The organism is Prauserella endophytica, assembly GCF_005146945.1.
Classification (GTDB): Bacteria; Actinomycetota; Actinomycetes; order Mycobacteriales; family Pseudonocardiaceae; genus Prauserella_A; species Prauserella_A endophytica.
Genome location: NZ_SWMS01000025.1, coordinates 62,354 through 77,868 on the forward strand (window position 1 = coordinate 62,354; position 15,515 = coordinate 77,868).

Consider the following 15,515-nt stretch of genomic DNA (forward strand, 5'->3'; position numbering starts at 1 on the left):
CTTCCTTCTCCCAGCCGCCTGCTGCCGCAGGCGTTGCCTTCCACTCGGCTGTTGCCCGTTTCACCCGCGCCCGACGTGGTGCGCTCGAGCGATGTTAGGTGTTCCGTGCCTGGTACTGCTGTCCTGTCCTTCGCCCGTCGACGTTTCGAGCGGCCGTCGTGGCTGTCTCCGAGGGTCGCCAAGACGGAGGTCCTTTCCGCCCTGGTCGTCGCGCTGGCGTTGATTCCCGAGGCCATCTCGTTCTCGATCATCGCGGGCGTCGACCCGAGCGTTGGGTTGTTCGCGTCGTTCACGATGGCCGTGGTGATCGCGGTCGTCGGAGGTCGTCCGGCGATGATCTCGGCCGCGACCGGCGCCATCGCTCTGGTGGTCGCCCCGCTGGCCCGCGAGCACGGTCTGAGTCACCTGATCGCCGCCGTCATCCTGGGTGGGCTGTTCCAGGTGGCGCTCGGCGCGCTGGGCGTGGCCAGGCTGATGCGGTTCGTGCCGCGCAGCGTCATGGTCGGCTTCGTTAACGCGCTGGCGATCCTCATCTTCATGGCCCAGGTGCCGGAACTGATCGACGTGCCGTGGCCGGTGTACCCGCTGTTCGCAGGCGGCCTCGCGCTGATGGTGTTCTTGCCGAGGCTGACCAAGGCGGTTCCGGCGCCGCTGGTTTCGATCGTGGTGCTCACCGTGCTCACCGTCGCCGCCGGGATCGCCGTACCGACCGTCGGGGACAAGGGCGAACTGCCGTCGTCGTTCCCGGCTCCCGGCTCCCGGCCTGCCGGACGTGCCGCTCACGTGGGAGACGTTGCAGCTCATCGCCCCGTACGCACTGGCGTTCGCGTTGGTGGGGCTCATGGAGTCGCTGATGACCGCCAAACTGGTCGATGACATCACCGACACACACTCCAACAAGACCCGCGAGGCCGTCGGCCAGGGCATCGCCAACGTCGTCACCGGTGTGTTCGGCGGGATGGGCGGGTGCGCCATGATCGGCCAGACCATGATCAACGTCCGCGCCGGCGGTGCCCGCACCCGGCTCTCGACGTTCCTTGCCGGTGTGTTCCTGCTGATCCTCTGCCTGGTGCTCGGGCCGGTGGTGTCCGAGATCCCCATGGCGGCGCTGGTCGCGGTGATGGTGCTGGTCGCCTTCAGCACGTTCGACTGGCACAGCGTCCGGCCGGCCACGCTCAAGCGCATGCCCGTGGGTGAGCTCACCGTCATGGCCGTCACCGTGGGGGTGGTCGTGGCCACGCACAACCTCGCGATCGGCGTGGTTGCCGGCACGATCACTGCGATGGTCGTCTTCGCGAGGCGGGTCGCGCACCTCGTCAACGTCACCGCCGTCGCCGACCCCGACGGCGGTCAGGTGGTGTACTCCGTCACCGGCGAGCTGTTCTTCGCCTCCAGCAACGACCTCGTCTACCAGTTCGACTACACGGGCGACCCGGAGCGCGTGGTGATCGACCTGACCGCCGCGCACATCTGGGACGCCTCCACGGTCGCCGCGCTCGATGCCATCTCCACGAAGTACGCCGCACAAGGCAAGACCGTCGAGATCGTCGGCCTCAACGAGCACAGCGAGACCATGCATCGCCGTCTCAGCGGCGAACTCGCGGGAAACCACTGACCGGCCGCGATATCGGGTGATGGTCATCGGCCTGCGACCGGTTGACCTCCACCATGGTAGAGGTAGCACGCTGAACGCATGCCCTTCAACGACATCGAGCTCAAGTACCTCCGCACACAGCGCCTTGGCAGGCTCGCCACCGTGCAGCCCGACGGGACGTTGCAGGTGAACCCGGTCGGCTTCCGCTACAACGCCGCCACCGGGACCATCGACATCCGTGGTTACCACATGGCACGGAGCCGGAAGTTCCGCAACGTGGCCGACAACGGTCGCGTCGCCTTTGTCGTCGACGACATCGCCTCGGTCGAGCCGTGGCGCGTGCGCTGCCTCGAGATTCGCGGACGTGCCGAGGCGATCGACGCCGGGCTGGACGGGCCGTCCGAACTGGACGGAGCGCTCATCCGCATCCACCCCGAACGCATCATCGGCCTCGGCCTCGACGACCTCGAGACCGAGCCGCACGACACGGAGTCCGGTGCCCGCGACGTCGGTTAACCGGTTGAGCCAGGCCGGCTTCGCGCGGTAGGAATCGAAGCCATGGCCGACTTCGCCTGGCTCGGTGAGCCGATCGACGCCCGCAAGCTGTTCCAACCCGAGCGAGCCGAGTTGCTCGCTCTGCTTGGCGGACTCGACGCCGCGGACTGGTCGCGCACCGCCGTGCCGGGGTGGAGCGTCCGGGATGTCGCGGCCCACCTGCTCGGCGACGACTACGGCCGCCTGGCCCGCGACCGCGACGGGCACGGCGGGCCGAGGCCACGCGACGGGGAAGACCTCGCCGGCTTCATCCATCGCATCAACCAGGAGTGGGTCGACGCCTGCGCCCGCCTCAGCCCACGGTGCCTCATCGACACGCTCACGCTGACCGGCGACCAGATCGCCGCGCTCTGGCAGGGCAGCGACCCCGACGGGCGCAGCCTCGGTGTCTCGTGGGCCGGGGCCGATCCCGCGCCGCTGTGGCTGGACTGCGCTCGCGACCTCACCGAGTACTGGGTGCACCGGCAGCAGATCCGCGAGGCAGTCGGCCTGCGGCCTGACCTCGACGAACGGCTCCTCCTGCCCGTGCTCGACACGTTCCTGCGAGCCCTGCCGTTCACGCTGCGCGACGTCGCCGCCGTGCCGGGCACGCGCCTCGACGTCAACACGCTGGGGCGCACGTGGAGGGTGACGGCCACGGCGAACGGATGGAGCCTCGCTGAGGCGTCGGCCGGTGAGCCCGCCGCGATGGTGCACGTCGAGGCCGACACCCTGTGGCGGTTGTGCACGCGCGGGATCGAACCGGAGGACGCCATCGCGCGCAGCCGGATCGAGGGCGACCAGCGGCTCGGGCGAGCGGCGTGCCGGATCGTGTCGATCATCCGTGACTGAGCGGCAGTACCGCACGTTGCCCGGCGAGTGCCCGCAGTTCGTGGCGGGCAGTCCGGCGCGCGTGATCCGGAAGCTGGATCTGTCCACCTGAGGGAGACGTTCGTCAGATGTGGCCCCGCGTGGTCGCGGAGGTGGGCATGATGCGGTGATGACGGAAGTTCGGGAAGGGCTCGATCCGGCGAAGGTGGAGGACTTCCTGCGGGAGGAGCTGGCCCGGGGCGACGCGGCGCTGGCCCGCACGGAGACAAAGGCGAGCATGCTCCTCGCGGTGTTCAGCCCCATCGTCACCGTGGGCCTCGCTCTGCTGCCCGGTGCCACGACGCCGTTGCCTGCGCTGCTGGCCTTCTGGGCCGCGCTGACGTTGCTGGCCACCGCGCTGTTGCTGTTGCTGTGGAGCGTGCGGCCCCGGCTTCGCGGGAGCGGTTTCGCCGTCTACGGGACCCTCTCCGACGCCGAGCTCGCCGAGCGGATCACCGACCTCGCGCGGGATCCGCAGCGCTGGCATCGCGAACGGCTGCTCGCGGTGGTGCGGCTCGGGGCGAAGAAGTTCCGCCTGTTGCGGGTGGCGACCAACCTGATCATCGCCGCGCTGTTGTGCGCGATCGCTGCCGGTGTCGTCGCCGCCTCAGCCTGACCTGGTGAGGCTCGTCGACGCACGCACCACCAGCTCGGGTTCGAACACCACCGTCTGGCGTTCCACCGGCTCGTCGCTGTCGCCGTCGCCGGTCTCGGCGATGAGCAGCTCGGCCGCCGCCCGGCCCAGGCGCCGGGCTGGCTGGCGCACCGACGTGAGTGGAACCGCGGCGGCGCCCGCGAACTCGATGTCGTCGTAGCCCACGATCGCCAGCTCGTCCGGCACGCGGACGCCCGCCGCGACCATGCCCTGCAGCACGCCCAGCGCCAGCAGGTCGTTCGCGCAGAACACCGCGGTCGGCCTCGGGCTCATGCCGAGCAGGCGGGAGGCGGCGTCGCGGCCGGACGCCACGTCGAGCTCGGAGGTCTCCAGCACCGACAGCCGCGCCGCGCAGGCGTTGAGCACCGAGCGCACGCCAGCCTCGCGGTCGCGGCACTGGGCCAGTATCGACGGGCCGTTGACGAAGGCGATCTCGGTGTGCCCGGTCTCCACCAGGTGACGAGCCGCGAGCGCTCCACCGGTGACGTCGTCGACGGACACGGAGCTGGCCTCGTCGGCGGGCACCCTGCGGTCGACGAACACGTACGGGATCTCGCTGCGCCGGAACGTCGCCAGCGCGGCGCCCGAGGTGTCGACGGGGCTGAGCAGCACACCCCTCACGCGCTGCTCAGCCAGCATCGACAGGTACGAGACCTCGCGGTCGGCCTGGTGGCCGCTGTCGCAGGTGATGACGTGCAGGCCCTCGTCCTGTGCGGTCTCCTCGGCGCCGCGAGCGATGTCGACGAAGAACGGGTTGCCGAGGTCGAGCACGAGCAGCGCCATGATGCGGCTGCGGCCCGCCCGTAGCTGCCGGGCCGACTCGTCACGGACGTACCCGAGCTCCTGGATCGCCGACAGGACCCTGGCCCTGGTGCTCGCCGATACCATGTGCGGGCGGTTGACGACGTTGGACACCGTGCCGATCGAGACCCCGGCGCGTCGCGCCACGTCCTTGATCCCGACCAATGTGTCCCCTCGGTTCGCGCTTCGCCGGAGCCTATCATCGGTGTGAAACGATTCATGAGTCAACGGTTCGGTAAGCCCAGTTCGGGTGGTCGTGCGTGCCGTGTCGGCTGGACTTGTTGCCGATCTTGCTAATACGTTTCAACGGCGTTTTCCCGTCGGCGCGAACGGGTAGCCGGGCGCCGTGTTCAGGGGTACGAGTCTGCGGGCCCGCCTGTTCGTCGCGCAGCTGCGACTCACGCGGGCGAAGAAGACCTATGCCGACCTCGACTCGCTGCACCGCAGCATCGAGAAGAGCCAGGGTCCGGTTGCGGCGGGGCCGGCCGCCAAGCTTCGGCGGAGGCTGTCGGTGACCTGCCGCGAGGTCGACGGCAGGCCCTGCTACACCCTCGCTCCGAAGGCGCCGACGAGCAGCAAGCACGTGCTCTACTTCCACGGCGGCGCCTACGTCCACCAGATCCAGAAGGACCACTGGTCGTTCTTCGAGCGGCTCATCAAGCGCACCGGCTGCACTGTCACGGTGCCGATCTACCCGCTCGCGCCGGACCACAAGTCCGACGAGACCGTTCGCATGATCAAGGACGCCTACAACGAGCTGCTCGGCGACACCGACCCCGGTGATCAGGTGATCATGGGTGATTCGGCGGGCGGCGCGCTCGCACTCGTGCTCTCGGAGGCGCTGGAGGAGGCGCACGAGCCGCAGCCGAAGGAGCTCGTGCTGATCTGCCCGTGGCTCGACATCACCATGACCGATCCCGCGCTGCCCGAGCTCGACCGCATCGATCCCTACCTTGCCGTCGCCGGGCTGCGCGAGGCCGGCCGCCTCTACGCGGGCGATCTCGACAAGCGCGATCCGCTCGTGAGTCCGCTGTTCGGACCGCTGTCCAGCCTCGGCCGCGTCAGCGTCTTCGTCGGTACCCGTGACGTGCTGCTGGTCGATGCGCGGCGCCTCCGTGATCGCGCGCGGGACGAGGGCGTCGGACTGGAGTACCACGAGTACCCCGGCATGTTCCACGCCTGGCTGCTCGCCGACATCCCCGAGGGGCGCGACGCGCTGGAGCGCATCGCTACGGTGGTCAGCCGCGTGCGCGAGTTCCCCCACGAGACCCGCGAGTCCCCCGCCTGAGCCCGCGAGTCCCCCGCTCCGACACGCGAGTTGCCCGTTCGGTCCCGCGAGTCCCCCGCTCGGTCCCGCGAGTCCCCCGCTCCGACACGCGAGTCCCCCGCTCGGTCCCGCGAGTCCCCCGCTCGGGCCGGCGAGTTGCCCGTTCGGGGCGAGCGGGAGCGCACAACTCGGCGTCCTGAGCGCACAACTCGGTGTCCTGAGCGGGGGACTCGGTGTCCTGAGCGGGGGACTCGCGGGCTGGAGCGGGGGACTCGCGGGCCGCGTCAGTGCCGGGTTGATTCCCTGGTCACCAGTTCGGGTTTGAACATGACCTGCTGGTGGGCGTGGGTGTCCGGGTTGTCGCACTCCTCCACGAGCAGCTGCGCGGCCGCCCGGCCGATCTGCTGCGTCGGCTGGCGGATGGACGTGAGCGGAACAGCCGCGTCGGCGGCGAACTCGATGTCGTCGTAGCCGACGATCGCAAGGTCACCCGGTACTCGCCTGCCCGTGGACAGTGCGGCGCGCAGCACGCCGAGCGCCATGAGGTCGTTGGCGCAGAACGCCGCCGTCGCCCGCTCGCCCTGCTCGAACCGGGCACGGGCGACGTCGTGGGTGCTGCGCGCGTTCATCACCGGGATCTCCACCACCTCGATCACGGCGTCCGGGTCGAGGCCGGCCGCCGCGACGGACCGCCGCAGGCCGGTGAGGCGGTCGGCGCACTGGCTCAGCCCGAGCGGCCCGGAGAAGTACACGATCCGCTCGTGCCCCTGCGCCACCAGATGCGCGCCTGCCAGCTCTCCGCCCACGACGTCGTCCACGGCCACCGAGCAGCAGTTGACCCTCGGGTCGTGCCGGTCGACGAGCACCGTGGGCGTTCCTCGTCTGCGCAGCGCGTCGAGCCGGTCGGAGCTGACCTCGATCGGCGTGATCAGCACCCCGCGCACCCGCTGCTCCTCCAGCACCTGGAGGTACCGGTTCTCGCGGGAGGTCTGGTCGTCGGAGTTGCACAGCACCACGGCGTAGCCCAGCTCGTCGGCGACCTGCTCCACCCCGCGGGCCACGTCGTGGAAGAACGGGTTGGCCATGTCGAGCACGATGAGTCCGATCGAACGGCTGGTGCCCGCCCGTAGCTGTGCCGCGGAGGAGTTGCGGACGAAGCCGAGCGCCGCGATCGCCGACTGCACCGCGGTCCTGGTGGACTCGGCGACGCGCTCGGGGTGGTTCAGGACGTTGGACACGGTGCCGACCGAGACGCCCGCGCGCACCGCGACGTCCTTGATGCTCGGCGACATCGGCGACATACCCTGCCTCGCTCTGTGCTGAAACGTTCAACCGAAAGGTTGCACACCAGGGATTCTGCGATCAGAAGCAAGCTAACACGAGCTGCCGCGAGGGGGCCTGCCGGATCGTTATCAAACGGCACGTCAAGCGGGGTCTTGACGACGCGCCCGGAACGGCCTAACTTGAGCGCCACTCGTGAATGAAACGTTTCACGATCTCCACCGAAGGAGGACATCGTGGCAGCACCGGAACACACCGGCGTGCCGCTACTCGAGCTCCGCGACGTCACCAAGTCGTTTCAGGCGGTCCGCGCCCTGCGCGGCGTCTCCCTCGCGCTCCGTGCCGGGGAGGTGCACGCGCTGGCGGGCGAGAACGGCGCGGGCAAGTCGACCGTCGTCCGGATCATCGGCGGCGAGCACCAGCCCGACAGCGGCGAGGTCCTCCTCGACGGGGAGCCCGTGCGTTTCTCCTCGCCGCGCGAGGCACAGCAGCGCGGCGTCGCAGTCATCCACCAGGAACCCATCCAGTTCCCCGACCTCTCCGTCGCCGAGAACGTGTTCATGGGCCGCCAGCCGCTGCGCCCTGGCCGCCGCATCGACCGCAGGGCCATGCACCGCAGGGCCTCCGAGGTGTTCGAGCAGCTCGGCGTGCCGATCGACCCGGCGCGGCAGACCCGGGGCCTCTCCATCGCCGACCAGCAGATCATCGAGATCGCCAAGGCGCTGGTCGCCGACGCGCGGATCATCGTGATGGACGAGCCGACGGCCGCACTGTCCGCTGTGGAGGCCGAGCGGTTGTTCCGCGTCGCGCGCGGACTCGCCGAACGCGGCGCGGCGCTGCTGTTCATCTCCCACCGCCTCGACGAGATGTACGCACTGTGCGACCGGGTCACCGTGCTTCGCGACGGCTCGTTCGTCGTCACCGAGCGGATGGACGACATCGACAACGACACGCTCGTGCGCCGCATGGTGGGCCGGTCGGTGGAGCAGCTCTTCCCCAAGCGCGACACCGAGGTGGGCGACGAGGTGCTGGTGGTCGACGGCCTCACGCGGGCCGGTGTCTACCGGGACATCTCCTTCTCCGTGCGCCGCGGCGAGATCGTCGGACTGGCCGGGCTGGTCGGCTCGGGCCGGTCCGAAGTGGTCAGAGCCGTCTTCGGCGTGGACGACCGGGACTCGGGAACCGTGACGGTGAACGGGAAACCACTGCCGAAGAGCAAGCCGCGCACCGCGATCGAGCAGGGCATCGCGCTGGTGCCGGAGGACCGCAGGGAGCAGGGGCTCGTGCTCGAGCTGTCCATCGAGCGCAACGCGAGCCTCGCGCGGCTGAAGCAGGTCTCGCCGGGCGGGCTCACCCGCCAGTCGAGGGAACGCGAGCTCGCACGCACGTGGGGCGAGCGGCTCTCGCTGAAGTTCGGCAGCCTCTCCGACCCCGCCGCCACGCTCTCCGGCGGCAACCAGCAGAAGGTCGTGCTCGGCAAGTGGCTTGCCACCGAGCCGTCGGTGCTGATCGTCGACGAGCCGACGCGCGGCATCGACATCGGCGCCAAGGTCGAGGTCCACGCGCTGCTGTCCGACCTCGCCGCCGAGGGCATGGCGGTGCTGCTGATCTCCTCCGAGCTGCCGGAGGTGCTCGGCATGGCCGACCGCGTGCTCGTGATGCACGAGGGCCGGATCACCGCCGAGCTGTCCCGCGACGAGGCCACCGAGGAGTCCGTCATGTACGCCGCGACAGGCAACGGGAGTGCCGCATGAGCCGACTTCGCGCGCTGCTCTCCGGGCGTGAGCTGAGCATCGTCGTCGCGCTCGTCGCCGTGGTGGGTGTGACCACAGCGACCAACCCGTCCTTCCTGAGCGCGCAGGGCATCCACGACCTGTTCCTCAACGCGTCGATCATCGCGCTGCTCGCCATCGGCCAGACGCTCCTGGTGATCACGCGCAACATCGACCTCTCCGTGGGCTCGGTGATGGGCCTGACCGCCTACATGTCGGGCCAGATGTTCATCGCCGACCACGACACGCCAACGATCCTCGTGGTGCTCGCGGGCATGGCACTCGGCGCGGCGTGCGGCGCGTTCAACGGGGCGCTCGTGGCCATCGCGAAGGTGCCCGCGCTCGTGGTGACGCTGGGAACGCTGTACGTCTTCCGCGGCATCAACTACGGCTGGGCGAGCGCCACGGGCGTGCACCAGATCAACGCCGACCAGATGTCGCAGGGCTTCCTCGCGTTCGGCAGCGGTTCGATACTGGGCATCCCACACCTCACGCTGATCGCGCTGGCCGCACTGGTGATCGCCGCGTACGCGCTGCACAACTGGCGCTCCGGCCGCGAGCTGTACGCGATCGGCTCCAACCCGCAGGCGGCGCGCCTTGCCGGTATCCCCGCTGGCAAGCGGGTGTTCACGGCGTTCGTCGTGTCCGGAGCGCTCGTCGGGCTCGCGGGCGTGCTGCACGCGTCGTACTTCGGCACGATCAATGCCTCGGTCGGCACCGGCCGCGAGCTCGCCGTGGTCGCGGCCGTGGTGGTGGGCGGGGTCGCCATCTTCGGCGGCAGCGGGACGGTGCTCGGCGCCGTGCTCGGTGCGCTGCTGCTGACCACGATCACGAGCGCGCTGCCCATCCTCGGCGTGCCCGCCTTCTGGCAGCGCGCCGTCGACGGCGCCGCGCTGCTGCTCGCGATCTCGCTGGACCGGGCGGTGATGGTGCGACTAGCCGAGCGCCTCCGGAAGGAAAGGAGCCTGCGCCGTGCGTGAGAAACTGCTCCGCTGGGAGTCGGTCCTCCTGCTGTTGTGCATCTTCGTGTTCGTGTGGGGCTCGGCGAGCACGCCCGGCTTCGCCGAGACCGACAACATCAGCTTCCTGCTGCTGGACTACACCGAGGTCGCGCTGCTCGCGCTGGCGCTGCTGCCGATCATCCTCACCGGCGAGATCGACCTTTCGGTGGCGTCGATCCTCGGCTTCTGCTCCGCCCTCACGGGTGTGCTGTGGGACGCGGGGATGTCGTTCGAGTCGATCGTGCCGATCGTGCTCGTCGCGGGCGCGGTGCTCGGCTCGCTCAACGCGACGCTGATCGTGAGGTTCGCCCTGCCCGCGCTCGCGGTCACCATCGGCACGCTCGGCCTCTACCGGGGGCTCGCGTACGTGGTGCTCGGCGACGGCGCGGTCACGGGCTTTCCCGACGTCTACCGTCCGATCGCGACGGAGGAGATCCCCGGCACGTTCCTGCCGTACGCGACGCTGGTGGTGCTGCTGCTCGGCGTGCTCGTCGCCGTGGTCGTGCACTACACACCGGTTGGCCGCTCGCTGTATGCGATCGGGCTCGGCGAGCAGACGGCGCGGTTCTCCGGAATTCGCGTGCAGCGCATCAAGTTCGTGCTCTACATCGTGTCGGGCATCCTGTGCGCGATCGCCTCGCTCGTCTACACGTTGCGCTACAACAGCGCCCGCGCCGACAACGCCAACGGCATGGAGTTGATCGCGGTCGCGGCCGTGCTGCTCGGCGGGGTGTCGATCTTCGGCGGCCGGGGCACGGTCGTCGGCGTCGCGAGCGCCCTGCTGCTGATGGCCGGGCTGCGCAACGTGCTGTTCCTCAACGACGTGACCAACGAGATCCAGAACGTGATCAACGGCCTGCTGCTGATCATCTCGGTTCTGGTTCCCGTGGTCGCGAACCTGGTGCGCAGGCGGCGTACACCGGCCGCGGCGGCGATACCGGGATCACCACCACCGCAGGAAACCCTGCCAGACCCCGTGGGGGCGACCGCCGCCCCGCACGGCACCCCCGAGGAGGACCAAAGATGATCCACCACCGATGGAGCGGGAAGCGGGCGTTGCTCGCGGTGACCAGCATGGGCCTCGCGGCCGCGCTGGTGGCCGGCTGTGGCGGCACGACCAAGGACAGCGCCGAGTCCGGCAGCGGATCCGGCGCGAACTCCGAGAAGGTCGCCGACCCGAACGCCCCGATCAAGGAGGGGCTGCAGATCGCCTTCCTGCCGAAGGAGATCGACAACCCCTACGAGAACATCGTCGACCAGGGTGGCATCGCGGCGGTCGCCGAGCTCAAGGGCACCGGCAAGGAGGTCGGCCCCTCGGACGCCTCCGCGTCGTCGCAGGTCTCCTACATCAACACGCTGGTGCAGCAGAACCAGGACGCGATCGTGATCGCGGCCAACGACCCCAACGCCGTCGCTCCCGCGCTCAAGGACGCGATGGCGAAGGGCATCGCGGTCGTCAGCTACGACTCCGACGCCGCGGTGGACGCGCGCCAGGTGTTCGTCAACCAGGCCGACTCCGAGTCGATCGGCCGTTCCCAGATCCAGATGGTGTCCGAGCAGATCGGCGGCAAGGGCAAGATCGCGATCCTGTCCGCGACCCCGAACGCGACGAACCAGAACACCTGGATCGAGTTCATGAAGGACGAGCTGAAGAAGCCGGAGTACAAGGACATCGAGCTGGTCACCGTCGCATACGGGGACGACGACGACCAGAAGTCCTTCCAGGAGACGCAGGCACTGCTGTCCTCCAACCCGGACCTGAAGGCGATCGTCTCGCCGACCACCGTCGGCATCTCGGCCGCCGCGCGCTACATCTCGTCGTCGCCGTACAAGGGCAAAGTGGTGCTCACCGGTCTCGGCACCCCGAACCAGATGCGCCAGTTCATCAAGGACGGCACGGTGAAGGAGTTCGCGCTGTGGGACCCGGAGCAGCTCGGATACCTCGCGGGCTACGCCGCAGCCGCGCTGGCCTCCGGCCAGATCACCGGCAAGGAAGGTGAGGTCCTCAAGGCGGGCAAGCTCGGCGAGCGCAAGATCGGCAAGAACGGGGAGATCATCCTCGGCCCGCCGACCACGTTCAACGCCGACAACATCGACGAGTACGACTTCTGATGGCCACCGGACCTCGGCGTGTCTGCTTCCTGCTCAGGGTGAAGCCGGACCGCATGGACGAGTACCGGCGCAGACACGCCGAGGTCTGGCCAGAGATGCGGGCGGCGTTGCGGGAGACCGGCTGGGGCAACTACTCGCTGTTCCTCGCCCCGGACGGTCTGCTCGTCGGCTACTTCGAGACCGACGACCTCGACGCCGCACTCGAAGGCATGGCAGCAAAGGAAGTCAACGCCAGGTGGCAGGCCGAGATGGCCGAGTTCTTCGAGAACCTCGACGGCGCGCCCGACGAAGGCATCGTGCCGCTGCCCGAGGTCTTCCATCTCGACTGATCCACACCACAAGAGGGAGGGCTCCATGTCCGACTACTCCGCCGTCAAAGCCGCGCTGCGTGAGCAGCGCATCGAGACCCCCTCGTGGGCCTTCGGCAACTCCGGCACGCGGTTCAAGGTGTTCGCGCAGGAGGGGATCCCGCGCGACGCCTACGAGAAGATCGCGGACGCTGCGACCGTGCACCGGTTCACCGGTGTCGCGCCGAGCGTCGCGGTGCACATCCCTTGGGACAGGGTCGACGACTACGCCGACCTCGCCAAGCACGCGGAGAACCTGGGCGTGCGCATCGGCGCCGTCAACCCCAACGTGTTCCAGGACGACGACTACCGGCTCGGCAGTGTCTGCAACCCGGACCCGGCCGTGCGGAAGAAGGCGCTCGGGCACCTGCTCGACTGCGTCGACATCATGGACGTGACGGGTTCGCGGGACCTGTCGATCTGGCTGGCGGACGGGCTCAACTACCCGGGCCAGGACTCCATCGCCGACCGGCAGGCGCGGCTGGAGGAGGCGCTCGCCGCGGTGTACGAGCGGCTGGGCGAGAACCAGCGGATGCTGCTGGAGTACAAGTTCTTCGAGCCCGCGTTCTACGCCACCGACGTGCCCGACTGGGGCACCAGCTACGCGCACTGCCTCGAGCTCGGCGAGAAGGCGCAGGTGCTCGTGGACACCGGGCACCACGCGCCCGGCACCAACATCGAGTTCATCGTGGCGTTCCTGCTGCGCAAGCGCAGGCTCGGCGGTTTCCACTTCAACTCGCGGTTCTACGCCGACGACGATCTGATGGTGGGCGCCGCCGACCCGTACCAGCTGTTCCGGATCATGGTCGAGATCGTGCTGGGCGGTGGGCTCGACGCGGCATCGGGCGTCGCGTTCATGCTCGACCAGTGCCACAACATCGAGCCGAAGGTCCCCGCGCTGATCCGCTCGGTGCTGAACGTCCAGGAGGCCACGGCGAAGGCCCTGCTCGTGGACGCCGACGCGTTGCGGAAGGCGCAGCAGGCCGGGGATGTGCTGGGCGCCAACGGGATTCTCACCGACGCCTTCGCCACGGACGTCCGCCCGCTGCTCGGGGAGCTGCGCGAGGAGATGGGCCTCGACCCGGATCCGATGTCCGCGTACAAGCGCAGCGGCTACGCGGAGCGGATCGTCGCCGAGCGCGTGGGCGGCACCGCCGCCGGATGGGGAGCGTGACATGACCAACCAGGCCGTCACCGATCTGCTCGCGCGCTCGCACGCGCTCGGCGCCGACCGGCGCAACACCAACTACGCGGGCGGCAACGCCTCCGCGAAGGGCACCGACCTGGACCCGGCGACCAACGCCGAGGTGGAGCTGATGTGGGTCAAGGGCTCCGGTGGCGACCTCGGCACCCTGAAGGAGACCGGCCTCGCGGTACTGCGGCTCGACCGCATGCGTGCGCTCGTGGACGTCTACCCGGGCGAGGAGCGCGAGGACGAGATGGTCGCCGCGTTCGACTACTGCCTGCACGGTAAGGGCGGCGCTGCCCCGAGCATCGACACCGCGATGCACGGCCTCGTCGACGCGGCGCACGTGGACCACCTGCACCCCGACTCCGGAATCGCCATCGCCACCGCGGTGGACGGCGAGGAGCTGACCCGCAAGGTGTTCGGCGACCGCGTCGTGTGGGTGCCGTGGCGGCGGCCCGGGTTCCAGCTGGGCCTCGACATCGCGGCGATCAAGCAGGCAAACCCGCAGGCCATCGGTTGCGTCCTCGGCGGGCACGGCATCACGGCGTGGGGCGACACGAGCGAGCAGTGCCAGGCGCACTCGCTGGAGATCATCCGCACCGCGGAGGCGTACCTCGCCGAGCACGGCGACCCCGAGCCGTTCGGCAAGGCGCTGCCCGGCTACGAGCCGCTTCCCGAAGAAGAGCGGCGAGCCCGCGCGGCACTGTTGTTCCCCGTGCTGCGCGGGCTCGCGTCCACCGACTCGCCTCAGCTGGGGCACTTCACCGACAGCCCCGAAGTGCTCGAGTTCCTCGCCCACGAGAAGCACCCCGCGCTCGCGGCGCTCGGCACGTCGTGCCCGGACCACTTCCTGCGCACCAAGGTCGCACCGCTCGTGGTGGACCTCCCCGGCAGCGCGCCGATCGACGATGTGCTCGACCGGATCAGGGAGCTGCACGCGGCCTACCGCGAGGACTACGCCGCCTACTACCGGCGGCACGCGACGCCGGACTCGCCGCCGATGCGGGGCGCCGACCCGGCGATCGTGCTGGTGCCCGGCGTCGGCATGTTCAGCTTCGGGCGCGACAAGCAGACCGCGCGCGTGGCGGGCGAGTTCTACGTCAACGCGATCAACGTGATGCGCGGCGCAGAGTCGGTGTCGACGTACGCGCCGATCCCGGAGTCGGAGAAGTTCCGCATCGAGTACTGGGAGCTGGAGGAGGCCAAGCTGCGGCGGATGCCGAAGCCGAAGCCGCTCGCGACCAGGATCGCCCTCGTGACCGGCGGCGGCTCCGGCATCGGCAGGGCGATCGCGCACCGGCTCGCCGCCGAGGGCGCGTGCGTGGCCGTGGCCGACCGCGACCTCTCCTCGGCGACCGAGGTGGCCGAGGAGATCGGCAACACCGACCGGGCCGTGGCCGTGGCCGTGGACGTCACCGACGAGGACGGCATCGCCGCGGCGGTGGCTGCCACGTCACTCGCGTTCGGCGGCGTGGACCTGGTGGTGAACAACGCCGGGCTGTCCGTGTCGAAGCCGCTGCTGGAGACCAGCGCGAAGGACTGGGACCTCCAGCACGACGTGATGGCGCGCGGCTCGTTCCTCGTGTCGCGCGAGGCGGCGCGCGTGATGGTGGCGCAGGGCCTTGGCGGCGACATCGTCTACATCGTCAGCAAGAACGGGGTCTTCGCGGGCCCCAACAACATCGCCTACGGCGCGACGAAGGCCGATCAGGCGCATCAGGTGCGGCTGCTGGCGGCGGAGCTCGGCGAGCACGGCATCCGCGTCAACGGTGTCAACCCCGACGGCGTGGTGCGCGGCTCCGGCATCTTCGCGTCCGGCTGGGGCGCGCAGCGCGCGGCCGTGTACGGGGTGCCGGAGGAGGAGCTGGGTGCCTTCTACGCGAAGCGGACCCTGCTCAAACGGGAGGTGCTGCCCGAGCACGTCGCGGGCGCGGTGTTCGTGCTGACCGCGGGCGACCTCTCCCACACCACCGGCCTGCACATCCCGGTCGACGCCGGTGTCGCAGCCGCGTTCCTGAGGTGAGGTTGATGCAGTGAAGGCCACCATGCCTGCGTTGGACGCAGTGAAGGTGGCCTTCACTGCGGGGTGGGC

At 69.7% G+C, this 15,515-nt stretch carries 13 protein-coding genes and 1 pseudogene; 12 read left to right on the top strand and 2 right to left on the bottom strand.

Annotated elements, in window-relative coordinates:
* Positions 1-123 precede the first annotated feature (123 nt).
* From FCN18_RS31290 to FCN18_RS31305, 4 genes and pseudogenes are all read left to right on the top strand, one after another.
* A pseudogene (locus FCN18_RS31290) lies at positions 124-1,615 on the top strand (SulP family inorganic anion transporter).
* A gap of 78 nt (positions 1,616-1,693) precedes the next feature.
* Positions 1,694-2,110 (top strand): PPOX class F420-dependent oxidoreductase, encoded by a 417-nt coding sequence (locus tag FCN18_RS31295; RefSeq protein WP_137096766.1) that lies wholly within the window; start codon positions 1,694-1,696, stop codon positions 2,108-2,110.
* 42 nt (positions 2,111-2,152) lie between these two features.
* Positions 2,153-2,980, top strand: coding sequence for a maleylpyruvate isomerase family mycothiol-dependent enzyme (locus FCN18_RS31300; RefSeq protein ID WP_137096767.1), 828 nt, complete (start codon positions 2,153-2,155; stop codon positions 2,978-2,980).
* Between the two features lie 148 nt (positions 2,981-3,128).
* Positions 3,129-3,614: a Pycsar system effector family protein gene (locus FCN18_RS31305; RefSeq protein ID WP_112265186.1), complete on the top strand. Its 486-nt coding sequence runs from the start codon at positions 3,129-3,131 to the stop codon at positions 3,612-3,614.
* On the opposite strand, the gene FCN18_RS31310 is transcribed toward FCN18_RS31305, so the two are convergent.
* Positions 3,606-4,619 (bottom strand): LacI family DNA-binding transcriptional regulator, encoded by a 1,014-nt coding sequence (locus FCN18_RS31310; protein WP_113644597.1) that lies wholly within the window; start codon positions 4,617-4,619, stop codon positions 3,606-3,608. The genes FCN18_RS31305 and FCN18_RS31310 overlap by 9 nt on opposite strands.
* Positions 4,620-4,800: 181 nt before the next feature.
* Between FCN18_RS31310 and FCN18_RS31315 the strand changes: the two genes are divergently transcribed.
* Positions 4,801-5,742, top strand: a complete 942-nt coding sequence (locus FCN18_RS31315; RefSeq protein ID WP_137096768.1) for an alpha/beta hydrolase fold domain-containing protein — start codon at positions 4,801-4,803, stop codon at positions 5,740-5,742.
* Positions 5,743-6,005: 263 nt separating this feature from the next.
* On the opposite strand, the gene FCN18_RS31320 is transcribed toward FCN18_RS31315, so the two are convergent.
* Positions 6,006-7,013: a LacI family DNA-binding transcriptional regulator gene (locus FCN18_RS31320; protein WP_112266650.1), complete on the bottom strand. Its 1,008-nt coding sequence runs from the start codon at positions 7,011-7,013 to the stop codon at positions 6,006-6,008.
* Positions 7,014-7,238: 225 nt separating this feature from the next.
* Here FCN18_RS31320 and FCN18_RS31325 point away from each other — a divergent pair, with 225 nt between their 5' ends.
* From FCN18_RS31325 to FCN18_RS31355, 7 genes are read left to right on the top strand one after another with little or no spacing between them, the layout of a single operon-like run.
* Positions 7,239-8,756, top strand: a complete 1,518-nt coding sequence (locus FCN18_RS31325) for a sugar ABC transporter ATP-binding protein (protein ID WP_137096769.1) — start codon at positions 7,239-7,241, stop codon at positions 8,754-8,756.
* Complete coding sequence (locus tag FCN18_RS31330; protein ID WP_113642243.1) at positions 8,753-9,754, top strand: ABC transporter permease; 1,002 nt, start codon at positions 8,753-8,755, stop codon at positions 9,752-9,754. Before FCN18_RS31325 ends, FCN18_RS31330 begins: the two co-directional genes overlap by 4 nt.
* Positions 9,747-10,802 carry an ABC transporter permease gene (locus FCN18_RS31335; protein WP_112265181.1) on the top strand — a complete coding sequence of 352 codons (1,056 nt, stop codon included), beginning with the start codon at positions 9,747-9,749 and terminating at the stop codon, positions 10,800-10,802. The genes FCN18_RS31330 and FCN18_RS31335 overlap by 8 nt, the downstream gene beginning before the upstream one ends.
* The gene (gene rhaS, locus FCN18_RS31340; RefSeq protein ID WP_112265180.1) at positions 10,799-11,887 is read left to right on the top strand and encodes a rhamnose ABC transporter substrate-binding protein; all 1,089 of its coding nucleotides are present in this window, start codon (positions 10,799-10,801) and stop codon (positions 11,885-11,887) included. The genes FCN18_RS31335 and rhaS overlap by 4 nt, the downstream gene beginning before the upstream one ends.
* Positions 11,887-12,216 carry an L-rhamnose mutarotase gene (locus FCN18_RS31345; RefSeq protein WP_112265179.1) on the top strand — a complete coding sequence of 110 codons (330 nt, stop codon included), beginning with the start codon at positions 11,887-11,889 and terminating at the stop codon, positions 12,214-12,216. Before rhaS ends, FCN18_RS31345 begins: the two co-directional genes overlap by 1 nt.
* A gap of 25 nt (positions 12,217-12,241) precedes the next feature.
* Positions 12,242-13,408, top strand: a complete 1,167-nt coding sequence (rhaI, locus tag FCN18_RS31350; protein WP_113642244.1) for an L-rhamnose isomerase — start codon at positions 12,242-12,244, stop codon at positions 13,406-13,408.
* Between the two features lies 1 nt (position 13,409).
* On the top strand, positions 13,410-15,446 hold the full coding sequence (locus FCN18_RS31355) for a bifunctional aldolase/short-chain dehydrogenase (protein ID WP_137096770.1): 2,037 nt from the start codon (positions 13,410-13,412) through the stop codon (positions 15,444-15,446).
* The last annotated feature ends 69 nt before the right edge of the window (positions 15,447-15,515 follow it).

Bases quoted from the DNA above. Each gene is read 5' to 3' on its own strand.
- FCN18_RS31300 (WP_137096767.1), top strand. From the start codon at position 2,153: ATGGCCGACTTCGCCTGGCTCGGTGAGCCGATCGACGCCCGCAAGCTG.
- FCN18_RS31330 (WP_113642243.1), top strand. From the start codon at position 8,753: ATGAGCCGACTTCGCGCGCTGCTCTCCGGGCGTGAGCTGAGCATCGTC.
- FCN18_RS31320 (WP_112266650.1), bottom strand. From the start codon at position 7,013: ATGTCGCCGAGCATCAAGGACGTCGCGGTGCGCGCGGGCGTCTCGGTC.
- FCN18_RS31345 (WP_112265179.1), top strand. From the start codon at position 11,887: ATGGCCACCGGACCTCGGCGTGTCTGCTTCCTGCTCAGGGTGAAGCCG.
- rhaI (WP_113642244.1), top strand. From the start codon at position 12,242: ATGTCCGACTACTCCGCCGTCAAAGCCGCGCTGCGTGAGCAGCGCATC.
- FCN18_RS31305 (WP_112265186.1), top strand. From the start codon at position 3,129: ATGACGGAAGTTCGGGAAGGGCTCGATCCGGCGAAGGTGGAGGACTTC.
- FCN18_RS31355 (WP_137096770.1), top strand. From the start codon at position 13,410: ATGACCAACCAGGCCGTCACCGATCTGCTCGCGCGCTCGCACGCGCTC.
- rhaS (WP_112265180.1), top strand. From the start codon at position 10,799: ATGATCCACCACCGATGGAGCGGGAAGCGGGCGTTGCTCGCGGTGACC.
- FCN18_RS31295 (WP_137096766.1), top strand. From the start codon at position 1,694: ATGCCCTTCAACGACATCGAGCTCAAGTACCTCCGCACACAGCGCCTT.